General features: G+C 60.2%; 16 protein-coding genes. 5 read left to right on the forward strand and 11 right to left on the reverse strand.

The annotated features are described in order from the left end of the window. Nucleotides 1-67 precede the first annotated feature (67 nt). A complete protein-coding gene (locus tag ACYSTU_RS16940) occupies nucleotides 68-1,036 on the forward strand; it encodes an oxidoreductase (RefSeq protein ID WP_499000222.1) in 969 nt (322 codons plus the stop codon). Between the two features lie 491 nt (nucleotides 1,037-1,527). Continuing rightward, nucleotides 1,528-2,937: a DUF1254 domain-containing protein gene (locus ACYSTU_RS16945; protein WP_499000225.1), complete on the forward strand. Its 1,410-nt coding sequence runs from the start codon at nucleotides 1,528-1,530 to the stop codon at nucleotides 2,935-2,937. 26 nt (nucleotides 2,938-2,963) lie between these two features. Here the strand turns inward: ACYSTU_RS16945 and ACYSTU_RS16950 are convergent, their stop codons facing one another. Then, nucleotides 2,964-3,839, reverse strand: coding sequence for a LysR family transcriptional regulator (locus ACYSTU_RS16950; protein WP_041480547.1), 876 nt, complete (start codon nucleotides 3,837-3,839; stop codon nucleotides 2,964-2,966). 98 nt (nucleotides 3,840-3,937) lie between these two features. On the opposite strand from ACYSTU_RS16950, the gene ACYSTU_RS16955 reads away from it, so the two are divergent. Both ACYSTU_RS16955 and dctA read left to right on the forward strand, forming a co-directional pair. Next, the gene (locus tag ACYSTU_RS16955) at nucleotides 3,938-5,107 is read left to right on the forward strand and encodes a mandelate racemase/muconate lactonizing enzyme family protein (RefSeq protein ID WP_024012582.1); all 1,170 of its coding nucleotides are present in this window, start codon (nucleotides 3,938-3,940) and stop codon (nucleotides 5,105-5,107) included. Nucleotides 5,108-5,210: 103 nt separating this feature from the next. Continuing rightward, on the forward strand, nucleotides 5,211-6,518 hold the full coding sequence (gene dctA / locus ACYSTU_RS16960; protein WP_125926098.1) for a C4-dicarboxylate transporter DctA: 1,308 nt from the start codon (nucleotides 5,211-5,213) through the stop codon (nucleotides 6,516-6,518). A gap of 47 nt (nucleotides 6,519-6,565) precedes the next feature. On the opposite strand, the gene ACYSTU_RS16965 is transcribed toward dctA, so the two are convergent. The 10 genes from ACYSTU_RS16965 to xylA all read right to left on the reverse strand — a co-directional run bounded on the left by ACYSTU_RS16965 (nucleotide 6,566) and on the right by xylA (nucleotide 18,936). Next, the gene (locus ACYSTU_RS16965; RefSeq protein WP_499000229.1) at nucleotides 6,566-6,970 is read right to left on the reverse strand and encodes a DUF1850 domain-containing protein; all 405 of its coding nucleotides are present in this window, start codon (nucleotides 6,968-6,970) and stop codon (nucleotides 6,566-6,568) included. After that, nucleotides 6,967-8,994, reverse strand: a complete 2,028-nt coding sequence (locus tag ACYSTU_RS16970; protein ID WP_499000232.1) for a TRAP transporter permease — start codon at nucleotides 8,992-8,994, stop codon at nucleotides 6,967-6,969. Before ACYSTU_RS16970 ends, ACYSTU_RS16965 begins: the two co-directional genes overlap by 4 nt. A gap of 71 nt (nucleotides 8,995-9,065) precedes the next feature. Beyond that, nucleotides 9,066-10,016 (reverse strand): TAXI family TRAP transporter solute-binding subunit, encoded by a 951-nt coding sequence (locus ACYSTU_RS16975; protein ID WP_499000235.1) that lies wholly within the window; start codon nucleotides 10,014-10,016, stop codon nucleotides 9,066-9,068. 83 nt (nucleotides 10,017-10,099) lie between these two features. Continuing rightward, nucleotides 10,100-11,383 carry a C4-dicarboxylate TRAP transporter large permease protein DctM gene (gene dctM / locus ACYSTU_RS16980; RefSeq protein ID WP_041480541.1) on the reverse strand — a complete coding sequence of 428 codons (1,284 nt, stop codon included), beginning with the start codon at nucleotides 11,381-11,383 and terminating at the stop codon, nucleotides 10,100-10,102. Further along, nucleotides 11,380-12,012, reverse strand: coding sequence for a TRAP transporter small permease (locus ACYSTU_RS16985; RefSeq protein WP_110599141.1), 633 nt, complete (start codon nucleotides 12,010-12,012; stop codon nucleotides 11,380-11,382). The genes dctM and ACYSTU_RS16985 overlap by 4 nt, the downstream gene beginning before the upstream one ends. A 62-nt stretch (nucleotides 12,013-12,074) precedes the next feature. Further along, on the reverse strand, nucleotides 12,075-13,070 hold the full coding sequence (dctP, locus tag ACYSTU_RS16990; RefSeq protein WP_024012588.1) for a C4-dicarboxylate TRAP substrate-binding protein DctP: 996 nt from the start codon (nucleotides 13,068-13,070) through the stop codon (nucleotides 12,075-12,077). Nucleotides 13,071-13,619: 549 nt separating this feature from the next. After that, a complete protein-coding gene (locus tag ACYSTU_RS16995; RefSeq protein WP_016774325.1) occupies nucleotides 13,620-14,756 on the reverse strand; it encodes a sugar ABC transporter permease in 1,137 nt (378 codons plus the stop codon). Then, nucleotides 14,757-16,313, reverse strand: a complete 1,557-nt coding sequence (gene xylG, locus ACYSTU_RS17000; protein WP_499000240.1) for a D-xylose ABC transporter ATP-binding protein — start codon at nucleotides 16,311-16,313, stop codon at nucleotides 14,757-14,759. It lies immediately after the preceding gene. 157 nt (nucleotides 16,314-16,470) lie between these two features. Beyond that, nucleotides 16,471-17,472 (reverse strand): D-xylose ABC transporter substrate-binding protein, encoded by a 1,002-nt coding sequence (gene xylF, locus ACYSTU_RS17005; RefSeq protein ID WP_016774327.1) that lies wholly within the window; start codon nucleotides 17,470-17,472, stop codon nucleotides 16,471-16,473. A 147-nt stretch (nucleotides 17,473-17,619) separates the two neighbouring features. Next, complete coding sequence (xylA, locus tag ACYSTU_RS17010; protein WP_016774328.1) at nucleotides 17,620-18,936, reverse strand: xylose isomerase; 1,317 nt, start codon at nucleotides 18,934-18,936, stop codon at nucleotides 17,620-17,622. A gap of 175 nt (nucleotides 18,937-19,111) precedes the next feature. Between xylA and ACYSTU_RS17015 the strand changes: the two genes are divergently transcribed. After that, nucleotides 19,112-20,287: a XylR family transcriptional regulator gene (locus tag ACYSTU_RS17015; protein ID WP_016774329.1), complete on the forward strand. Its 1,176-nt coding sequence runs from the start codon at nucleotides 19,112-19,114 to the stop codon at nucleotides 20,285-20,287.

Here is a 20,287-nt window from a genome sequence, read left to right on the forward strand (position 1 = left end):
AGACTGGTTCATCCCGAGAGCTTAGCCAAGAATGAAGGCCTTCGATAGCTCACTCAGGATTACGCCCATGGCCACGCTTCAACAACCTGTGCAATCACCGTTCAACGCCGCCAGCACAGCGGCTGAAGTCATGGCGGGCATCGATCTGCGCGGGCAGCTCGCTGTGGTCACCGGCGGCTATTCCGGCCTCGGTCTGCTGACGGTAAAAAGCCTCGCGGCGGCAGGGGCGCAAATTATCGTGCCGGCCAGAGATACCGCGCGAGCTGAGGCTGCATTGGCTGGAGTGGACGGTGTCCGCGTGATGCCCATGGACCTCATGCAGGCCGAGTCGGTGGCGGCGTTCAGCCACAGCGTGGTCAGCGCGGGTCAGCCAGTGTCATTGCTGATCAACTGCGCCGGAATCATGGCCGCGCCGTTGCTGCGCGATGCCGATGGCCATGAAAGCCAGTTCGCGACCAACCATCTCGGTCATTACCGCCTGACCTGCGGCCTCTGGCCCGCGCTGGTCAAGGCTGGACAGGCGCGGGTGCTGTCGGTGTCATCGCGCGGGCATCAGATTGCCGGAGTCGACTTTGATGACATCGATTTCCTGCAACGGCCGTATGACAAATGGGTCGCCTATGGCCAGTCGAAAACGGCCAATGCCTTGTTCGCCATGGCGCTCGATCGTCGCGGGCGCAGTCATGGCGTTCGCGCGTTTTCATTGCATCCAGGGCAGATTCTGACGGATCTGGCACGGCACTTGAGCACGGCGGAACTTGCCGCATTCGACGCCGTGGATGAACACGGTCGACCACGGTTGGATGCCCACAACGGGCTGAAAACGCTGGAGCAGGGCGCGGCGACGGGGTTGTGGTGTGCGACAAGTGCGTTGCTTGCGGATTTGGGTGGCGTGTATTGCGAAGACTGCAATGTTGCGCCGATCAATGAACCGGAAGCAGGCCGCAAGGGTGTTGCGAAATGGGCGGCGGATGCTGAGCTGGCTGAGCGACTTTGGGCGGTTTCGGAGCTATGGACGGGGCTCACGGTCGCATAAATCGAGTCAAAGGCCAAAAGCCCCTCACCCTAACCCTCTCCCGGGGGGAGAGGGGACTGACCGAGGTGTTCAGTAGAAATTCGCCGACCTGAAATACCGGGTCGAACTCAGGTTTTGAACAGCACCCAAATCGGCTCTCTTATTCTCCTCGGAGGGAGAGGGGACCGACCGAGTGGTTTAGCAGAGAAATTCGCCGACCTGAAATACCGAGTCGAACTCAGTTCTAGAACAGCACCCGAATCGGCTCCCTCTCCCTCGGGAGAGGGCTGGGGTGAGGGGCTGCCGCGCCGCCGGAATCAAGTCGACCCCAAAAAGTGCTCGTCACCCGCCTCTGAACGGGGCGGCTTTTCGATCCGGCCATCCAGCTGTCGCCCACATGAATATTCCCGCGCATCAGTTTGACGGCTGCCGACTCTGTGCCTACGGTTCTTTCACGCCTCAGTCAATCGGCCGGTTTTCGGCACGTCGATCTCCGTGAAAGGATTCTGATCATGTCCCCACCTCGCAAGCTGCTGTTTTGTGCCCTGCCACTCTGTGTTGCACTGGGCGGCGTGATGCCGGCGCAGGCCGCGGCACCGGATTTGCTGCTCAGCACGCCGGCGACACCCGACGCTGTCGAAAAAGGCATGCACGCCGATGGCTACAGCCTGGCGATTTCGGCTTACAACTGGGGTTATCCGCTGGTGCGCATGGAACGGGTAGCGCGCGAGTACACCAGCGTTCCGAGTCCCAAGCCCGCCACCAGTTATCGCGCCGGTCTTAATCAGATCGGCTGGGCCACAGCTTTGGCCTCACCGTCGGCCAAGGACATGCCCACCGCCAACAACGACACCTATTACATGAGCGCCGTGCTTGATCTGACCGAGCCCTACGTACTCAGCGTGCCTGATACGCAGGACCGTTATTACGTGGTCGATGTGTTCAACATGTGGCAGGAACTGGAGCACTACGTCGGGCGGCGCACTACGGGCACCCGGGCCGGCAAGTTTGTGCTGGTGCCGCCGGGCTGGACAGGCGAGTTGCCCAAGGATGCCAAGCGCCTTGACGTTTCGACCGGAAAAATCTGGTTATGGGGCCGCATGCAGGTCAAGCAGGGCGAAGACGTTGCACCGATTCTGGCGTTGCAGAAGCAGTTCAGTGTCGCGCCCCTCAGCGGCAAGGCACCGGCCGCCCAGACCCTGCCAGCATTACCGCAGACGGAAGATTCGCTGGGCTTCTTCACGGAACTGGCCGCGGCATTGAAGGATAACCCGGTGAAGCCGGCCGACGCGGCGTTGTTCGTCCAGTTCGCCCGTATCGGTCTGACCGACAAAGGCTTCTCGCCGGAAAAACTCGATCCGGCCACGCGCAAAGGCCTGGAAGAAGGTTTGAAGGTCGCGCCGTACGTGGCCATTGCCTCGCTGGCCAGCACTTCGTCGATTCGCAACGGCTGGAACTGGGTGACCGGTCTCGACAGCTTCGGCTACAACTACCCATTGCGCGCGATGGTCGCGGGGCCTTATCTCGGCGGCCAGGGTGAACGCGAAGCGATGTACCCGATCCGCTTCACCGATAGCAAGAATCAGCCGCTCACAGGGGCTCATCGCTACGAAATCAAGCTGGCCTCAGCGCCGCCGGTCGACGCCTTCTGGTCGCTCACCATGTACGACGCCAACGACAAAATGCTCGTCGACAACCCGATCAACCGCTACAAGGTCGGCACCGACACCCAAGGCCTGAAGGTCGCCGCAGACGGCTCGATCACCATTCCGATCTCGCATGACAAGCCAACAGGCGAGCACGCAGCCAACTGGTTGCCGGCGCCCAAGGGCGGCTTTTATGTGCTGTTGCGCCTGTATCAGCCCAGGGAAGATGTGCTGTCCGATAAATGGAAGCTACCGCAGTTGAACCGGGTGGATTGAGCATCTGCCCGTTATCGCTAGCGGTGTCAGCCGCCCAGCTTCGCCCAGAATTCCTCGGCCGAAGGGCTGATCGGTGCCGTCGGGCGAGTCAGGTGTATTTCCAGTGGAATATCCCAACTTTCATCCAGTGCCCTGACCAGACGCCCATCAGCCATTTCCTGTTCGGTCAGGCTTTTTGGCAGCCAGGCCACGCCTTTGCTTTCCAGCGCCATCGACATCAGCACTGCGGCCAAGTGGCTGCTGAACAACGGTTTCAAGTGCAGATAATCAGCCTTGCCATGCAACCTGTGGGCGACGATTCGGCCCAGGCCCGATTCGTGGGTGTAGGCCAGATAGGGCAGGGTTTCAGGCGACGTGCCGAACTGTGCTGAAGCACTCGCCAGCGGCACAAGTACGTCCTCGCCAACCTTCTTGCCAATGAACTGATCCGGCGCCAGTAACGGCGGAACGTCGGGGTGGCGATGGCATAGCAGGAACTGCACCTGGCCATGAATCAGCATCTGTTCGCACACGGCCATGCTGTCGGAATGCAGGCGAACCGCATCGATCGGCGCGCCACTTTCGGCGCTGCGCAACCAGCGTGGGAAGAAGGTGAATGACAGCGAATGAGTGGCGGCGAACTGCAAGGTTTTCGCCGCCATGCCAGCCACTTCCTGGGCCTCGGAGCGCATGCGGTAAAGGCGTCTTGCCGCTTCCTGGGCGCTGGGCAGAATCTGCCGGCCGGCCTCGGTCAACGTCGCGCCTTGCGGGGTGCGCACGAACAATTCGACACCCATCCAGTTCTCCAGCGAGCGCACTCGGCGACTGAACGCCGGCTGCGTCACATGGCGCGCTTCGGCGGCCCGGACAAAGCTGCCGTACTCGGCCAGTGCTGAAAAATCCTCAAGCCAAACCAGTTCCAAGGGCAATGCCTCCTGTGCATAGGGCGCGGCATTAATAGCATTGGGCGGGTGTCGTCGCAAAGCATAACGTTGGGTCACCACAACAAGAGGAACCCGTCATGCGTATCGTCGATATCCGTGAAAAAACCGTCTCCATTGCTTCCCCGATCGCCAATGCCTACATCGATTTTTCGAAGATGACCTGCTCGGTCGTCGCGGTCATTACCGACGTGATTCGCGACGGCAAACCGGTCATCGGTTACGGCTTCAACTCCAACGGTCGCTACGGCCAGGGCGCGTTGATGCGCGACCGTTTTCTGGCGCGGATCACTGAAGCCGACCCGGAAACCCTGATCGATCACGAGAACAATAACCTCGATCCGTTCGCCATCTGGAAAACCCTGATGACCAACGAAAAACCGGGCGGCCATGGCGAGCGTTCGGTAGCGGTCGGCACCATCGATATGGCGGTGTGGGATGCGGTGGCGAAGATCGAAGGCAAGCCGCTGTATCGCCTGCTTGCCGATCGTTATCGCAACGGTGTGGCCGATGACAAAGTCTGGGTGTATGCGGCGGGTGGTTATTACTACCCGGGCAAGGACCAGAGCAAACTCAAGGCCGAAATGCAGAGCTACCTGGACCGTGGCTACGACGTGGTCAAGATGAAGATTGGCGCGGTGCCGCTGGACGAAGATATCCGCCGCATCGAAGCGGTGCTCGAAGTGGTGGGCGACGGCCAGCGCCTGGCGGTCGACGCCAACGGCCGCTTCGATCTGCAGACCGGTATCGCCTACGCCGAAGCGATCAAGAAGTACAACCTGTTCTGGTACGAAGAAGTCGGCGACCCGCTGGATTATGCGCTCCAGGCTGAGTTGGCCAATCACTACGAACTGCCGATGGCCACCGGCGAAAACCTGTTCTCTCACCAGGATGCCCGCAACCTGTTGCGCCACGGCGGCATGCGCCCTGACCGCGACTACCTGCAATTCGACTGCGCGCTGTCCTACGGTCTCGTCGAGTACATGCGCACGCTGAAAGTGATGGAAGAGCTGGGTTGGTCTTCGCGCCGCGTGGTGCCGCATGGTGGTCACCAGATGTCGTTGAACATCGCCGCCGGTCTGCACTTGGGCGGCAACGAATCGTACCCGGACGTGTTCCAGCCATTCGGCGGGTTTGCCGATGGCATTCGCGTGGAAAACGGCTACGTCGGGCTGCCGGATATCCCGGGTGTCGGCTTCGAAGCCAAATCTGCGCTGTATGCCGTCATGCGCGAACTGGGCGAGGGCTGATTCGGTTTCACCTGCGGCCTCGTTTTGCCGAGGCCGCAGCTTCAGGCGTCATCCTCGACGCCAAAGCCACATGCCCACCACAACAATAAAATGAGGTGCTTCCGTGGAAACTTCAAAATCACGCTGGTACAGCCAGCTCTATGTGCAAGTGCTGATCGGCATCGTCATCGGCGCTGCCATCGGATACTTCGTGCCCGACATCGGCGCCAAGCTGCAGCCGTTTGCCGACGGTTTCATCAAGCTGATCAAGATGCTCCTGGCGCCGATCATTTTCGGCACGGTGGTGGTCGGCATCGCCAAGATGGGCAGCATCAAGGAGGTCGGACGGATCGGTGTGAAAGCGCTGATCTACTTCGAGATTCTTTCCACCATCGCTCTGGTGGTCGGCCTGATCGTAGTCAATGTGGTCAAGCCCGGTGCCGGCATGAACATCAACGCCGGAACCCTCGATGGCAGCGCTGTCAACAAATACAGCCAGGCGGCGAGCGAGCAGGGCGGTCTGGTCGAGTTCTTCCTCAATATCATTCCGCATACCTTCCTCGGCGCTTTCTCCAATGGCGTCATGCTGCAAGTGATTCTGTTGTCGGTGCTGATGGGCGTCGCCTTGGTGCAAATGGGCGAAACCAGCAAACCGCTGATCAACACCATCGATCTGTTCCTGCAAGGTCTGTTCAAAATCGTCGCGATGGTCATGCGTCTGGCGCCGTTGGGCGCGGGGGCTGGCATGGCGTTCACTATCGGTAAATACGGCATCGGCACTCTGCTGTCGCTGGGGCAGTTGCTGGTCGCGCTGTACATCACCACGCTGATTTTCATCGTCGTTGTTTTGGGGGCGGTGGCGCGATGGTCGGGCATGCCGCTGATGCAGTTTTTGCGTTATTTCAAAGATGAAATCCTGATCACCCTGGGCACCTGTTCGACCGAAGCGGTGCTGCCGCGAATGATGGTCAAACTGGAAAAGCTCGGCTGCAAGAAATCCGTGGTCGGCATGGTCCTGCCGACGGGCTACACCTTCAACGCGGACGGCACCTGCATTTACCTGACCATGGCGGCGATCTTCATCGCCCAGGCGACCAACACGCCGCTGACCTTCATGGATCAGATGATTCTGCTCGGCGTGTTCCTGCTGACCTCCAAGGGCTCGGCCGGTGTGGCGGGGGCAGGATTCGTGACCTTGGCGGCCACGCTCACCACCATTCACTCCATTCCTCTGGTGGGCCTGGTGTTGCTGTTGGGCATCGACCGCTTCCTCAACGAGGCGCGAGCGGTGACCAACCTGATCGGCAACGGCATTGGCACCATTGCCATTGCCAAGTGGGACAACTCCTTCGATGTCGAAGCGTGCGAGCGGGAAATCGCCGCCATGAAGCACGCCAAGGCCGAACGTAAATCGTTGCTGGCGCACAAGTAATCCGCGAAACGTGGCGATGTTGGCGACAGCTCGCCACGGCTTCCTGGCTAACCATCATGCGATGACGAAGTCATTTCGCAACCCCACAGCTGCAAAAACGGCTGGCTGATCCTGGCCGGCCCAACCCATCGGCTGACCAATTCGCACTTGCCATCCATGCATAACTGGTAATCACCGGCCTCCGGGGTTCGGCCCAATTGCAGTGGTTGCAGCGGCGGCAAGTGGCGTCGGAAATGCCAACTGCCGTTCTCCAGCCGGGCATCGTCGGGTATTTCCATGCCCGCGCCGTTGCCGCGAACCCTGGCCTGCTCAAGAACCAGCCCTTGGGCCGTGACGCGGTAGTCTTCCTCCCAGCGGATCTTTTCGATGCTGTGGTTCCATGCCAGGGTGAAGTTCGCTACCGGCAACTGTGCCCAGATACTGCCGGCCAGACCCAGGCACAAGCCGATCATGCATTGGCCGTTGCTGCGCGCCGCGAGCGCCAGACGTGTTGCACGATTACCAGAATCCCGAGTGCGAAGCCGATTTCATCGGTCACCGGCAGTGCCACGATCAGCAGGGCGCCGGCGCCGAGACTGAGCACCCGTTCCCAGATCAGCATTTTCTGTTGCAGAAAACCGGTAGACGCCATGCCCCAGAGACCAACCGCCAGAAGAGTCTTGATCAGCATGTAGGCAGTTGCCCACAAGTTGTCGCCTTGCAGCATCAGCGCCGGGTTGTAGACCGCCATGAACGGGATGACGAAACCGGCCAGCGCAATGCGCACGGCCCACAGGCTGATCTTGAAGCCGCTTTCCTTGGCGATCGGTGCGGCGGCAAAACAGGCGAGGGCGACCGGCGGGGTCAGGTCGGCGAGGATGCCAAAGTAGAACACGAACATGTGCGACACGATCAGTGGCACGCCCAGCTCCAGCAGGGCGGGCGCGGCGATCGAGCTGGTGATGATGTAGTTGGGAATGGTCGGAATGCCCATCCCCAGCACCAGGCAAGTGATCATCGTCAGGATCAGCGACAGCAGCAGGTTGTCGCGGCCGATGGCGAGAATGTAGCCAGCGAACGTCGAAGCGACGCCAGTGAGCGAAACGATGCCGATAATGACGCCGACCAGTGCGCAGGCGATGCCTACCGGTACCGCGTGGCGGGCGCCCTCGACCAGCGCGTGCAGGCAGATCAGCAGCGTTTCGCGACCGCCCTTGATGAAAGCGCAGACCAGCACCAGGACGGCAATGACCGCGAAAATCACCGCGATGCCAAGCTGGAAAAAACCTGTGCAGAGCACGCCCAGGGCAATCCAGAACGCACAGCGCAGGCCAAAGCTGTGCACCCGGAAAATGATCGCCGAGCCAAGAATCACGATGGCAGTCAATGCCAGGCCTACCATGCCCGAGAACAGCGGCGTGCGCCCGGAAAACAGCAGGTAAACCAGGACCAGCAGAGGAATCAGCAAATACCAGCGGGCTTTCACCGCGCCCCATGCGCTGGGGCATTGGTCTTTGGGCAGACCCTTGAGGTTGGAGCGCTTGGCTTCCAGATGGACCATCCAGAATACCGAACCGAAATACAGCAGGGCCGGTATCAGCGCTGCCTTGGCGATCTCGACGAAGGGCACGTTGATGGTTTCAGCCATGATGAAGGCGACCGCGCCCATCACCGGAGGCATGATCTGGCTGCCCATGCTGGAGGTGGCTTCCACGCCGCCGGCGAACGCGGCGCGATAGCCAAAGCGCTTCATCAGCGGAATCGTGAATTGGCCGGTGGTGACGACGTTGGCGATCCCGGAGCCGGTGATCGTCCCCATCAAGGCCGACGAGGCCACGGCCACTTTCGCCGGGCCTCCCAGCTTGTGACCGAACAAGCCCATGGCGAAGTCGGTAAACAGCTTGATCATGCCGGCTTGCTCAAGAAACGCGCCAAACAGGATGAACAGGAAAATGTAGGTCGCCGATACGTAGGTCGGCGTGCCGTACAGCCCTTCGGTGCCGAACGACAGTTGATTGATGATCTGGTCGAAACCGTAGCCGCGATGGGCCAGTTCGCCGGGCAGGTATTCCCCGAACAGGCCGTACGCCAGGAACAGCCCGCAAATCACCGGCAGCGCAATGCCCATCACCCGTCGCGCGGCTTCGAAGACCAGGGCAATCAATACGATGCCGATCATCAGGTCGGCCGAGGTGAGGTCACCGGAGCGCTGGATCAGATCGGCCTCGAACACCCATTGATACAGCGCGGTAGCGATGGCGGCCAGGCTCAGCAGCCAGGCCAGCGGTTGCCACGGACGGTCTGCGCCGCGTACGGGATAACTGAGAAACACCACCCACAGCAGGAAACCGACGTGCACCGCACGCAGCACCTGGCTGGAGAGAGGAGAAAAGGCTGCGGTGACGATCTGGAAAATCGAGAACAGCAACGCTACGTAAAACAGGGTTTTCGGCCAGTCTCGTGGGTTCGCGGAAATACCGTGATGCTCGTCACTCATTGGCTGCCTTCCTCATGACCACACAAAGGAATCGACGCTGCAGTGGCCGTCACGCCACTGCGCACAAGCGCTTATAAAGCGCCTTTTTCCTTGTAGTAGCGTTCGGCGCCGGGGTGCAGCGCGATCGGCAGGTTTTTCGCAGCCGCTTCCAGCTTGATGTCCTTGGCCGCCGAATGGGAGTTACCCAAGCGCCCCAGGTTTTCGAACAGCAGGCGGGTCATGTCATAGACGACGTCATCCGGCAGGTCGGCGCGGGTCACCAGAATATTGGTGATTGCCACGGTGGGCACGGCTTCGGCCTGTCCGTCGTAGGTGTTGGCCGGGATCATTGCGCTCTGGTAGGCCGGATTGCCGATTTTTGCCACCACTTCACTCGGGATCGCCACGTAGTTCAGCGGCATCACCGACGACAGGTCACGAATGGCGGCCATGCCCAGTCCCGACGATTGCAGGGTGGCGTCCAGTTGCCGGTTCTTGATCAATTCCACCGATTCGGCAAACGGCAGATATTGCACCTTGCCCATGTCCTCGTAGGTCAGGCCGGCCGCTTTGAATATCGCCCGCGCATTCAATTCAGTCCCGGATTTTGGGGCGCCCACCGAGATGGTCTTGCCCTTTAGATCGGCGAGGGTTTTGATCCCCGACTCTTTGCTGGCGACGATTTGAATGTAATTGGGATAGGCACCGCCCAAGGCGCGCAATTTGGTCAGTGGGGCTTTGAAACCGGCGTCCTCCACGCCGTTTTTGGCGTCGGCCACTGAGTCGCCCAAAGCCAGGGCCAATTCGCCGCGACCGGCCTGTAGCAGGTTGAGGTTTTCTACCGACGCTTTGGTGGCCTGCACCGATGTCTTCGAGCCGGCAATACCGTCGCTGTAGATTTGCGACAGACCGACCCCGATCGGGTAGTAAACCCCACTGGTTCCGCCGGTGAGGATATTGATGAACACGGGCGCGGCCTGCGCAGCACTGCTAAGGGTCAGCGTGGCGGCGGCCAGCAGGGCAAAGCGTGTTTTGACTCGCATGGGGGCACTTCTCCGTCTTGTTATGGTTTTAAGCAGAGTGATTGCACTCTAGCCGGTCCCGGCTGAACGTGATCGTCACGACGTCAGTTCATCCCCAGCCAGTTCGGCAGCACCAGTGAGATCCATGGCACGTAAGTAATCAGGATCAGGAACAACAGCAAAATCGACAACCACGGCATTGCGGCTTTGACTGTGGCGGGCAAGGACATGCCGGTCACCGCCGAGGTCACGAACAGGTTCAGGCCCACCGGTGGCGTGATCAGGCCGATCTCAAGGTTGACCACCATGATGATGCCGAGGTGAATCGGATCGATGCCCAGTTTCATCGCGATAGGAAAAAGGATGGGCGCCAGGATCAGGATGATCGCTGACGGTTCCATGAACGCGCCGGCAATCAGCAGCACAATGTTGACCACCAGCAGGAACGTCACCGGCGTCAGGCCGGCGTCGATCACCCAGGCGGTGATTTGTTGAGGTAACTGTTCGGTGGTCAGCACGTGGGCGAACAGCATGGCGTTGGCAATGATGAACATCAGCATGATGCTCAGCTTGGCCGAGTCGAGCAGAACCTTGGGGGTCTCGCGAAAGGTCAGATCCTTGTAGACGAACAAAGCGATGAAGGCCGAATAGACGGCTGCCACTGCGGCAGCTTCGGTCGGGGTGAACATGCCCGAATAGATGCCGCCGAGGATGATCACCATCAGCAACAGGCCCCATATTGCCTGGCGTGCCGTACTCAGAAACTCGCGAAGCGTCGCACGCGGCAAGGCGGGGAGATTTTTCTTCACCGCGACGATGTAGATCGCCACCATCAACGCCGTGCCCAGCAGCAGGCCAGGCACCACGCCGGCCATGAACAGCTTGCCCACGGAGGTTTCTGTAGCGGCGGCGTAAACCACCATCACGATCGACGGCGGGATCAGGATGCCCAGCGTACCGGCGTTGCAGATGATCCCTGCGCCGAACGCCTGCGGATAGCCGGAACGGACCATCCCGGCAATCGCAATCGAGCCCACCGCAGCGACCGTGGCGGGACTTGAACCGGAGAGGGCGGCGAACAGCATGCAGGCCAGCACCGCCGCGATGGCCAGGCCGCCGCGAATATGCCCGACACAGGCGTTGGCGAAGTCGATCAGCCGGCGGGCGACGCCGCCGGTGGTCATGAAGGCCCCGGCCAGCAGGAAAAACGGAATGGCCAGCAGCGTGTAGTGTTCCGAGGTCTCGAACAGTTTGATCGCCAGCGAGCGCACCGAGTCGGGACTGAAGAAAATGATCGTCAGGGAGCCGGCCAGGCCCAGTGAGATGGCGATCGGCACGCCGATGAACATCAAGGCGAACAGGGCCACGAACAGGAAGGCAATGGTCATGGCTTGTCTTCCTCGTGTTCGGCAAGTTTCAGCGCGTCGGCCGCTTCATCGGCCAGGCCGAGGCCGGTCTGACGGTTGAGCAGGATGCGCAAGAGAATTTCAGCGAAGCGGATGAACACCAGCGCGAAGCCCAGCGGCACGATCAACCCGATATGCCACTGCATGACGCCGAAATGGCCGAGATCCTCTGCACCGATACCGGCGTTCATCAAGGTTTCGATCCATTCGAAGCTGGCGACGGCCAGCAGCCCCGCGTAGGCCAGACAGCACAGGCAGGCGAGGATGCCGATGTAACGCTGTACCGATCTGCGCGCCAGTTTGACCAGTGCGTCGACACCGATATGCCCGGCGGTGCGCACGCCATACGCCAGGCCGAAAAAAATCAGCCAGCCGAACAGCGCTTTGGTCAGGGCGGTGCTCCAGGTCATGGCCTGCGCCATGCCCATGATCTGATCGCCAACGGCGAACAGCGGAACACTGGCCGCCGGCCAATGATCGGCGAGCCAGTAAAACAGGCTGTAGAAGTTGTTGAGGATCACGTAGACAAACGTGACGAGGGTCATGGCCGCCAGAAGGAAGACGATGAAGCCTTCCTCGAAGTGTTCCCAGATTCGCCGAAGCGCTTTCATGGATGGCATCTCACGTCGAGTGAAGACGGGCAGGCGCCGACGCAGCGGCGCCTGCCTTGCGATTATTGCGCCTGGTTTGCGGCTTCGGCGGCAGAGATCAGCTCAGCGCCGATTTCGCCTTCGAACTTCTTCCACACCGGTTTCATCGCGTCGCGCCATTGCGCACGTTCTTCTGGCGTAAGCGTGATGATTTCCGTGGTTTTGGCTGCAAGGATGCGCTGTTTGTCACCCTCGTTCAGTTGCTGGGCTTCCTTGTTCACGTGGGTGGTGACTTCCACGACGATCTTGTCCAGTTCGCTGCGCACGTCGGGCGGCAGGCCGTTCCAGAATTTGGTGTTGGTGATCAGCATGTAGTCCAGTACACCGTGGTTGGATTCGGTGATGTATTTCTGCACTTCATGCATCTTCTGGCTGTAGATGTTCGAGTAAGGATTCTCTGCGCCGTTGACCACACCGGTCTGCAGGCCTTGGTATACCTCGGCAAAACTCATCTTGCGCGGATTGGCGCGCACCGCCTTGAACTGCTCCTCCAGCACCGCCGAGGCCTGCACCCGGAACTTCAGGCCGCGCGCATCCGCCGGTACACGCAGTGGCTTGTTGGCCGACAGTTGTTTCATGCCGTTGTGCCAATAAGCCAGGCCGGTGATGTTTTTGCTTTCCATGGATTTGAGCAGGCCCTGACCCTGCGGGCTCAGTTGAAAGCGGTCGACAGCGTTGATGTCATTGAAGAGGAAGGGCAGGTCGAACAACTGCACTGACTTGGTGTACTGCTCGAACTTGGCCAGCGACGGCGCAATCATCTGTACATCGCCGAGCAACAGGGCTTCCATTTCCTTGCCATCACCAAAGAGCGAGGAGTTGGGATACACCTCGACTTTGACCTTGCCCGGCAAACGTTCCTCGACCAGTTTCTTGAACAGCAACGCACCTTGCCCCTTGGGCGTCTGGTCAGCGACCACATGCGAGAACTTGATGATCACCGGGTCTGCCGCCATGGCCGGGTTCATGCTGCTTACCGCCAAAGCGCAGGCAAGTGCGCTGAACAGAGATCTGAGCATCTGGGTGATTCCTCTTGTTTTTATTGTGATGACCGCTCGACGCGCTGAACGCGTTCAAGTGCCGAGACATGTTCAAGTCTAGGCAGAAATATCTGATTTGCCGGGGAATTGACGAGAAAGGGCAAAACACTGTCAGAAGGCCCGACTGTCAACTGTCACAGGAGAAGTTACTGGCCGTCTTTCTGGGCGCGGATTACCAGCAAGCCGGCAATCAAAATCAACGCCATTCCTGCCCATGTAAAAATATCCGGGACCTCGTGGAACACCACGTAACCCCAAAGACAGGCAAAAACCAGGTAGGCGTAATCAAACGTGCCGATCAGTGCCGTGGGCGCGATTTGATAAGCCTTGGCGGTAGCGGTGTTGATGGAGATCCTATCGCCACCCGGCCACGCAGTGATAAAGGCTCACCTCCATAAAGGGTGGAAAAAAGCGCAATGAACAGGGGCGTCGTGTAAATCGCCACGGCAGCGACTGATAATGGAATCAGCGGTAATGCCGTGTAGTAGGTTACCCACATCAACAAAATCCTCCAGGTCGGCCCCGCGTTCAACGCCGCGCCGTGCGCGTACTCACATCCACCCAGACCGCCAACACCAGAATGCTGCCCTTGACGATCATCTGCCAGTAGCTATCGACGTCGAGCATGGACATGCCGTTGTCCAGACTGGTGATCACCAGCGCGCCGAGGAGGGCGCCGTAGACGGTGCCGGAGCCGCCGCGCATGGAGGTGCCGCCGATGAAGCAGGCGGCGATGGCGTCGAGCTCGCCCATGCTGCCGGCGGACGGTGAGCCGGCGGCGAGGCGTGCGGTGTTGACCACGCCGGCGAGGGCGCACATCACGCCCATGATGCCGAAGATCCACAGCTTGACCGCCTGCACATTGATGCCTGACAGGCGCGTGGCTTCCATGTTGCTGCCGACCGAATAGACCCGGCGGCCGAACACGGTCTGGCTGGTGACGTAACTGAACACCCCGAGCAGAATCAGCAACAGCAGCACCGGCACGGGAATGCCGTCATAGCTATTGAGGGTCTGAACAAAACCGGCCAGCACCGCGCCGATCACCAGCACGCGCACAACATCACGAACCAGTGAATGCGCCGCCAGGCCATGCAGGGCGCGATTGCGTCGTTGTTTCCAGGTCAGGAACACCGTCAGCACAAACAGCAGCACACCCAGGCCAGTGCCGATCGCGTGGGGCAGATAACCTTGGCCGACATAGACCAGCTCCGGCGATACCGGGGCGATGGTGGTGCCGCCGGTGATCCCCAGCAAAATCCCGCGAAACGCCAACATGCCACCGAGGCCGACGATAAATGACGGGATGCGCAAGTACGCCGCCATGTAGCCGTTGGCGAGACCGATCATCAGGCCGCACAGGGCAACCAGACTCAGATTCGCCAGCAGCGGAATGTGATAGACCACATCGAGTATCGCCGCGAGGCCGCCGAGCAGGCCGAGCAATGAACCCACCGACAAATCGATCTCGCCGCTGATAATCACCAGCACCATGCCGCAGGCGAGGATGCCGGTAATCGACATCTGCCGCAGCAGGTTGGAGAGGTTGCGCGGGGTGAGGAAGCCGCCCTCGGTCTGCCAGCTGAAGAACAGCCAGATCAGCACCACGGCGAATACCAGCGCGAGCATCTTGTAGCGGGTGAACAGTTGTTTGACCTGATTCATTTACGCGGTTTTCCGATCATTATTGTTATGGCTGCCCGGCTGGCTGAGGGCAGCGGCGAGTACCTGTTCCTGGGTCAGCTCATGGTTGACGAAATCGCCGCGCAACTGGCCTTCGCCGATCACCAGCACGCGGTCGGAGACGCCGAGCACTTCGGCCAGTTCCGATGAAACCATGATGATCGACACGCCTTCGGCGGCCAGCGCGCCCATCAACTTGTAGATCTCATACTTGGCGCCGACGTCCACGCCTCGGGTCGGCTCGTCGAGAATCAGCACGCGCGGTTTGGCCAGCAGCATCTTGGCCAGTACGGCTTTTTGCTGATTGCCGCCCGACAGGCTGGTGATCGGCAGGGACGGACTTGCGGTCTTCAGATGCAGGCGGGAGATTTCCCGGTCGATGCAGCCCAGTTCGGCTTCGGCATCGATGCGGGTCATTTTCGAATAGCTCTCGAGCACGGCGAGGGTGATGTTCTGGCCGACGCCGAGGTCAGGAATGATGCCCTGGCGCTTGCGATCTTCAGGCACCAGGCACAGGCCGGCGCGGATCGCTTTCAGCGGCGTGCGCGTGTCGATCGGTCGGCCGTCCAGCCAGACTTCGCCTTCATGACGTCCGGGGTAGGCGCCGAACAGTGCGGTGACCAGCTCGGTGCGGCCGGCCCCGACCAGCCCGGCAATGCCAAGAATCTCGCCGCGCTTGAGGCTGAAGGAAATGTCGTCGACCCGTTTGCGCTTGGGGTTGTCGACGTCGTAGCAAGTGATGTGGCGCGCCTCGAAAATCACCTCGCCAATCTCATGCGGCTCGCTGGGGTAGAGGTTGCTCATTTCGCGGCCGACCATCTGCGTGATGATCTGTGGAATGTCCATGTCGGCCATGGCGGTGGTGGCGATGTGTTTGCCGTCGCGGATCACCGAAATGGTGTCGCACACGGCGGCGACTTCATCGAGTTTGTGCGAGATGTAGACGCAGGCGACCCCCTTGGCTTTGAGGTCGCGGATGATGTCGAGCAGCACTTCGATTTCCGAGCGGCTCAGGGCCGAGGAGGGTTCGTCGAGGATCAGCAGAAGCGCCTGTTTGTTCAGGGCCTTGGCGATTTCCACCAGTTGCTGATAACCACCGCCGTACTGCGAAACCGGCAGCGAAACGTTCATGTCCGGCACTTTCAATTCACGCATCAAGGCTTCGGCGCGGTGGATCATCGCCGGGTAGTTCATGCGCCCGCCCGGCAGCGTCAGCTCATGGCCCATGAAGATGTTTTCCGTCACCGACAGGTCCGGCACCAGGGTCAGTTCCTGATGGATGATGACGATGCCGGCGGCTTCGGTTTCGCTGATCGATTGCGCCCGGAGCGGTTGCCCGTCCCAGAGGATTTCGCCGTCCCAGGTGCCATGGGGATAGACCGCCGAAAGGATCTTCATCAGCGTCGACTTGCCGGCGCCATTCTCGCCGCACAGGCCCACGCATTCACCGGGCCGGACCTTGATGTCGATGCCGTTGAGCGCTTTGACACCGCCGAAGGTTTTGACGATGCCGTTCATTTGCAGCAGATAGTCGGACATGGAAAAGGCTCGTATACCAGGAACTCAAACACCACTGAACCTGTGTGGGAGCGAGCCTGCTCGCGAAGGGGCCTTTTCAGCCAGAGCTTTACTGACTGACACTCCGCTTTCGCGAGCAGGCTCGCTCCCACAGGTCTGATCAAGATTTACGACCGGATCACTGCCCGGCAATCTGCGCCTTGGTGTAGAAGCCGTCCTGTTCGAGCAAGTCGATGTTGTCCTTGGTCAACGGCGTTGGCGTAAGCAGGATGGTGTCGACCTTTTTGCTGCCGTTGTCGTACTGCGAGGTGTAGGCCGGTTTCTCGTTGCGTGCCAGTTGCACCGAGAGCTTGGCCGCTTCGGAGGCGATGAGTTTCAGCGGTTTGTACACGGTCATGGTTTGCGTGCCGGCGATCACGCGTTTGACCGCTGCGAGGTCGGCGTCCTGACCGGAAATCGGCACCTTGCCGGCCAGTTGCTGCGCGGCCAATGCCTGGATGGCGCCGCCAGCGGTAGCGTCGTTGGAGGCGACGATGCCGTCGATTTTGTTGTTGTTACGGGTCAGGGCGTTTTCAACGATGCTCAGCGCTTCGGTCGGGTTCCATTCCTTGACCCACTGCTGGCCGACGATCTTGATATCGCCCTTGTCAATGGCCGGTTGCAGCACCTTCATCTGGCCTTCACGGAGGATCTTGGCGTTGTTGTCGGTGGGCGCGCCACCCAGCAAGAAGTAATTGCCCTTGGGCGCCGCTTTCAGCACGCCGCCGGCCTGCATTTCGCCGACCTTTTCGTTATCGAAGGAGATATAGGCGTCGACATCGGCGTTGAGAATCAGCCGGTCGTAAGACACCACTTTGATCCCGGCTTTCTTCGCCTCGGCCACGGCGTTGGTCAGCACTGTCGCGTTGAAAGGCACGATGACGATCACATCGACGCCGCGAGAGATGAGGTTTTCGATCTGCGAAATCTGCTTCTGCTCGTTGGCGTCCGCCGATTGCACGAAGACTTTGGCGTCCATTTTTTCCGCCGCCGCGACGAAGTAATCGCGGTCGCGCGACCAGCGTTCCAGACGCAGATCGTCAATGGAGAAACCGATTTTCGGGTGGGTGGCGTCGGCCATTACCGGCAGGGCCAACAACGCCAGGGCACTGGCCAACAGCGTACGTTTCAAGTTCTTCATGGTGGTGCGTCCTTTTATTTTTGTTGGAAAGACACGGCCTGACGATGAATCGGGCTGGTAGAACTGTAGAGAATCTGCCGACGCAGCAGGCACAGAATTGTCGTGCAATTGTCACAGCGTTTTTGCGTCGGCAGCTTCCCTTGGCGATCAGCGATACAGGTAACGGTTGACGATGTTTTCGAGCATTTCCTGGCGGCCGCTGACGGCTTGCGGGTTCAACTCGTTGGTAAACGCGTGCTCTGCCAGTGACTCAAGATTGAAGTCTCCTGCCATCACCGCTTGCCCGAACGGCTGACGCCAGCCGGCGTAGCGTTGGTCCTTGAGGGTTTGCAATTGATCGTTCTCGACCATCGCGGCGGCGCGTTCCAGCGACAAGGCAAGAACGTCCATGGCGCCAACGTGGCCGTGGAACAGGTCGATCTCGTCGAGGCTCTGCCGGCGCACCTTGGAGTCGAAATTGAAGCCGCCATTCTTGAAACCGCCGGCCTTGAGGATTTCATAGGTCGCCAGGGTCATTTCTTCGACGCTGTTGGGGAACTGGTCGGTGTCCCAGCCGTTCTGCGGATCGCCACGGTTGGCGTCGATGCTGCCGAAGATCCCCAGCGAGGCAGCCGTGGCGATTTCGTGATGAAAGCTGTGGCCGGCCAGGGTCGCGTGGTTGGCCTCGATGTTGACCTTGATTTCCTTCTCCAGGCCGTACTGCTGGAGGAAGCCGAACACCGTGGCGCTGTCGTAATCGTATTGGTGCTTGGTCGGCTCCTGCGGCTTGGGCTCGATCAGCAGGTCGCCGGTGAAACCGATCTTGTGCTTGTGCTCGACCACCATGCGCATGAAGCGCCCGAGTTGTTCGCGCTCGCTTTTCAGATCGGTGTTGAGCAGGGTTTCGTAGCCTTCACGACCGCCCCACAGCACGTAGTTGGAACCCTTGAGCCGATGGGTGGCGTTCATCGCGCTGAACACTTGCGCGGCTGCGCAGGCGAACACTTCCGGATCGGGATTGCTCGCGGCACCGGCGGCGAAACGCGGATTGCTGAAGCAGTTGGCGGTGCCCCAGAGCAGCTTGATGCCGCTTTGTTCCTGATGCTGTTCGAGGCGGTCGATCATTTGCGCGAAGTGTTCGCGGTACTCCTTCAGCGAGTTGCCTTCGGGGGCGACGTCCGTGTCGTGAAAGCAGTAGTAATCGATGCCCAGTTTGCTGAAGAACTCGAATGCGGCTTGAGCCTTGCCGATAGCCAGTTCCATCGGTTCGCCACTGCGTTGCCACGGGCGTTTGAAGGTGCCGGCACCGAACACATCGGAGCCCGGCCAGACGAAGGTGTGCCAGTAGCAGGCGGCCATGCGCAGGTGTTCGCGCATGGGTTTGCCGAGGATCAGTTTGTCGGCGTCGTAGTGGCGGAAAGCGAGGGGCGAATCACTGTTCGGGCCTTCGTAGCGAACCGGCTCGATATTGGGGAAATACTGCATGGACCTTGTCCTTGTTGTTCTTGGCGGTGTCTCGATACTAGCAACGGCCCCGTGCCCGCTGATTATGAAAAGCCTCAACTGCGAGTGCGATTTTGCGTATTGAGCTTCAGCGCTCGCGGGCCTAGTCTGTGTCCATCGTCGCCGCGACGAAGTGACCCGGAACAGCCTAAAAACAATGAAAAGCCTACCGCCCGTGCACCGCATCGCCCTGTTGTTCAACGGCAGCAAGATCTACGACCGTGGAATCATCAGCGGCATCGGCAACTACCTGAGCAGCACCCGCGCTTCCTGGGACCTGTTTCTGGAAGAGGACTTTCTCTGCCGCCTGAAAGGCATCGAGCGCTGGCAGGGTGACGGGATCATTGCCGACTTCGACGATCCGCTGATTGGCGAGGCGCTGGCCGACATTCATTTGCCGGTGGTAGCGGTGGGCGGTTCCTACGAGGATGCACGCGCTTATCCGAAAGCGATTCCCTACGTTGCCACTGATAACAACGCACTGATCACTCTGGCTTATTCGCATCTGGTCGAGGCGGGATTGCAGCGCTTTGCCTGTTTCAGCCTGCCGGAAGCGCAGGCCAATCGCTGGGCGCAGGAGCGGGAAAAAGCCTTTCGCAAACTGATGCAACGAGACGGCCTCCACGCCGAGATCTATCGCGGCATGGGCACCAGCGCGCCGCTGTGGGACAGCGCCGTCGAACAGCTGATCGCCTGGCTGCACAGCCTGCCCAAACCGATCGGCATCATCGCCGTCAGCGACGCCCGCGCCCGGCAGTTGCTGCAAGCCTGCCTGACCGCCGGCATTGCCGTGCCGGAGCAGGTCGCGCTGATCGGCATCGATAACGACCCGCTGACCCGCAGCCTGACTCGCGTACCGCTGAGTTCAGTGATTCAGGGCACCGAAACCATGGGCCGCACCGCTGCGCAATTGCTGCACCAGATGCTCCACGGCATGCCGTCCACCGGTACGCAGATTCTGATTCCGCCGGACGCGGTCAACGTGCAGGTGTCGAGCCTGCATCAACCGCTGGGCAATCCCTACGTCATGCAAGCGCTGCTGTTCATCCGCCAATATGCTTGTCAGGGCATCAAGACCGCGCAAGTGGCGGCCTATGTCGGGGTGTCGCGCTCGTCGCTGGAAGCGCATTTCCGCGCTGAGCGCGGTTGCAGCGTGCATGACGAGATTCTGCGTTTCAAACTGGCGGCGGCTACCAGCGGTTTGAAGAACACCGATGCGGCGATTGCCGACATTGCCCAAGCCTGCGGCTTCAAGTCTGCGCAATATCTGCACACGGTGTTCCGTCGCGAGTTCGGCTGCACGCCCCGCGAATATCAGCAGGGCGGGGCGTAG

Source organism: Pseudomonas glycinis, assembly GCF_054871425.1.